Below are 3,238 nucleotides of genomic sequence, written 5' to 3'. Positions count from 1 at the left end.
CCAAAGCCGATGAATTGCTTCTTTCCGGCAGGAGCATGAAACCTAATGAGGTTATGTCTTCCGGTTTGGGGACGCAGCTTTTTGAGAGCCAACAATCAATGATAGATGGTGCCAATAACTGGGTCGAAAAACACATCTTGGGAAAGAGTGCATCATCTCTGCGTTTTGCCAGCCGCGCAGCACGGACGGCATTTAACGAAAACTTATCTGTGAGTCTGGACAAACTTGCTGAGACATACACAACCAAATTAATGGAAACTCACGATGCTAATGAAGGTATAGAAGCTTTTTTGGAGAAACGGAAGCCGAAGTGGACAAATAGTTGATAGATAGAATCATCCATTTTGGAATAATAAATTGGTGCAAGGATTATGAAGGCTTACAACCATGATCCATTGTGAGCTTCGAATCTGTGTGGGTTGCCGCATGTGCGAGGTTGCTTGCAGCTCGTTTCACTTTGGCAGTGTCACCCGGGCTATGTCCCGCATTCGTGTCGCCAAGCTGGAAAGTGTAGGTTTGGAGATGGCCATTGCCTGCCTCAGTTGCTTGGAGAAACCCTGTTTAGAGTGTCCCACTACGGCATTGTCTGTAGGCGACAAAGGCGAAATAATTCTGGATGAAGATTTATGCACGTCCTGCCAAATCTGTGTGGATGCATGCCCGGTGGGTGCTATCGGATTTTACGATCACTTGCCTCTTTATTGTGATCTGTGTGATGGTGCCACTTCCTGCGTGACCGCCTGCCCCAGCGGCGCTCTCTCATACATCGAAGATCACCGGGACAGTAGTCTGGTATCCTTCCTCCAGACTGATGGAAATCCCAATCAGAAACGTGCGAATTACGTTTCCGTGCAGGGTGAACCAATCCGCGAAGAATGGAAGGATGGCTTGAGGGTAGATTCGTGAGTATCTGCCGAGGAACAAGTCTGCGAGTGGATCTGACTTACGGCAAGGTCGAAAAAAGTCAAACACCAGATAATGGAATTGGAGGGCGAACATGGAACAGTATCACACTAATGAATGAATTAAAGCCCGGGATAGATCCACTGGGGCCAGAGAATATTCTTTGTATTGCAGTGGGACCACTTACAGGAAGCGAATTGATCGGAACCTGCCGATTTATCGCCAGCGCCAAGAGTCCACTTACGGGGATTCTAGGAGATTCGGGAGCCAGAGGATTTTTCGCCCCGGAGCTACGGTGGGCCGGTTATCAACAAATTGTTTTCACAGGAGCTTCAGACAGGTGGACTTATCTTTTTATCGACGATGACAAAGTAGAACTCCGTGACGCTTCACACTTGGTGGGCCTGGACATCACAGAGACAACCGTCCAGCTTCAAGATGAACTTCACGATCCTGATCTCCAGGTTGCCGCCATTGGTCCCGCCGGAGAGAACCTAGTTCGATACTCAATAATTTCCTGCAATCTCGCTCGGGCTGCCGGTCGGACAGGAATGGGGGCAGTTATGGGGTCGAAGAAACTCAAAGCTATTGTTGTCCGGGGTAGTAAGCCAGTAACAGCCGTAGATCCAAAACGGTTCAAGAATACATGCGAACAGTTCAAACAGAGGATTGAAGAGAACGATGAGTTTGAAGACCGGCATAAGTTTGGAACAACAAAAATCATGGATGAACTAGCAGAGATGGGCGTGTTACCAGCTTATCACTACAGAACAGCTCTTTTTGATGACCTAAAAAAAGTCAATGGTACGGCTCTACGCTGCGAACATGTCGTAAAAGCGAAATCGTGCTATAACTGCAATATCTATTGTTCTCGCTACACATATACAAAGTATAATGAAGGAGAAGGCCCAGAGTATGAGGCCCAGGCGGGATTTACCGTTAAATGTGGAAATCCCGATTTGGAACTGGCTGTAGCTGTATCCAATACAGTCAATAGGCTTGGGCTCGACTGCATCAGTATGGGAGAAGTCATCGCTTGGCTTATGGAATGCAGACACGAAGGAATAGTATCGGATGCGGAGGTTGGCGATATAGATCTATCTTGGGGTTCGAAGGAAGCCCTGCTTCGACTCCCTGAAATGGTTGCTCACAGGGAGGGAATAGGTGACCTGTTGGCGGAAGGGACAAAGCGTGCAGCAAAGCAATTTGGTGAAGAAGCGCAAAAACTGACAGCCGAAGTGAAGGGGTTAGAACTGTTTTCTGCTGATCCCCGGGGGATTAAGGGATATGCTCTCATGAATGCTGTCAATTCCCGGGGCGGAGATCACTATCGCGGCGAACCGTCTATTGAATTGACAGGAGATGAGGAATTGGCTCTGAAGCGTACAGGAAACCGGGATGCGGCCCATAGATTAAAAGAGGAGGGGAAAGGGGTATTGGTTAACTATGCCGAACATATGGGGATTCTTTCTGACAGCATGACTCTTTGCAAGAATATTTCCTGTTGTATGGTGGATGTCATCGGCTTTGATTTCGCAGCAGAGGCTTACTCAGGGCTGCTAGGGCGTGATATAAAGGCGCAACAACTTTGGGAAATCTGTTCCTATGTCAGCCAAGTCGAAAGAGAATTCAACATTCGCGAAGGCCTCCAACCAGAAGATGACACTCTTCCTGCCCGCTTTGTGGATTACCCCATTCCAGATGGACCGGCGAAGGGGACGACGATAGATATTGATAGAATGGTCAAGGATTATTACAAAGAAAAAGGGTGGAAAAACAACTAACAGGAAAATTATGGAGATTTTATGAGCAAACGCTTGGAAGGAAAGACAGCATTAGTAACTGGGGGAAGCTCCGGGATTGGTACAGCCATCGTTCAGAGTCTAGCAGGAGAAGGTGCGAATGTCGCTTTCACATATCACAGCAATAAGGAAGGGGCGGAAACAGTTCTTGCAGAAATAGAATCAATGGGCGTGAAGGGTATATATTTTCAGGCAGATATGGCAGATTATGCTAAAGCTCAAGAAATAGTAGACCAGGTCATTGAAAAATTTGGAACCTTGGATATTCTGGTGAATAATGCCGGCGCCAATCAGGATAGGGTAATTTGGAAAATGACAGAAACAATGTGGGACGAAGTCATTGCTACTGATTTAAAAGGTGTTTTCAACTATATTCGGGCCGCAGCTCCCACTTTCAGGGAAAAGAAATCTGGCCGAATCATTACCATTTCGTCCATTAACGCCCTCCGGGGAAAGTTTGGCCAATCGAATTATGCTGCTGCCAAAGCTGGTGTGATTGGCTTGTCTAAAAGTGTGGCCAAGGAAATGGGACG

Annotated in this window: 4 protein-coding genes; all 4 read left to right on the top strand. The window is 47.3% G+C overall.

Annotation, left to right across the window (positions count from 1 at the left end; genetic code table 11):
• On the top strand, positions 1 to 326 hold a 326-nt coding region (locus tag QF669_08950; GenBank protein MDP6457556.1), incomplete at its 5' end, for an enoyl-CoA hydratase-related protein.
• Between the two features lie 61 nt (positions 327 to 387).
• Positions 388 to 906 (top strand): 4Fe-4S dicluster domain-containing protein, encoded by a 519-nt coding sequence (locus tag QF669_08945; GenBank protein MDP6457555.1) that lies wholly within the window; start codon positions 388 to 390, stop codon positions 904 to 906.
• Positions 876 to 2,687: an aldehyde ferredoxin oxidoreductase family protein gene (locus tag QF669_08940; GenBank protein ID MDP6457554.1), complete on the top strand. Its 1,812-nt coding sequence runs from the start codon at positions 876 to 878 to the stop codon at positions 2,685 to 2,687. Before QF669_08945 ends, QF669_08940 begins: the two co-directional genes overlap by 31 nt.
• A gap of 21 nt (positions 2,688 to 2,708) precedes the next feature.
• Positions 2,709 to 3,238: SDR family NAD(P)-dependent oxidoreductase (locus tag QF669_08935; protein ID MDP6457553.1), on the top strand; the 530-nt coding region annotated here is incomplete at its 3' end.

This window comes from Candidatus Neomarinimicrobiota bacterium, assembly GCA_030743815.1.
In the GTDB taxonomy this organism is placed as follows: Bacteria; Fidelibacterota; Marinisomatia; order Marinisomatales; family S15-B10; genus UBA2146.
Note: the sequence above shows the minus strand (reverse complement) of the source record. Positions and strands in the feature narration are given on the sequence as shown.

What these genes read in the sequence shown, in the direction of transcription:
- QF669_08945 (MDP6457555.1), top strand. Translation starts at nt 388, where the DNA reads ATGATCCATTGTGAGCTTCGAATCTGTGTGGGTTGCCGCATGTGCGAG.
- QF669_08940 (MDP6457554.1), top strand. Translation starts at nt 876, where the DNA reads ATGGAAGGATGGCTTGAGGGTAGATTCGTGAGTATCTGCCGAGGAACA.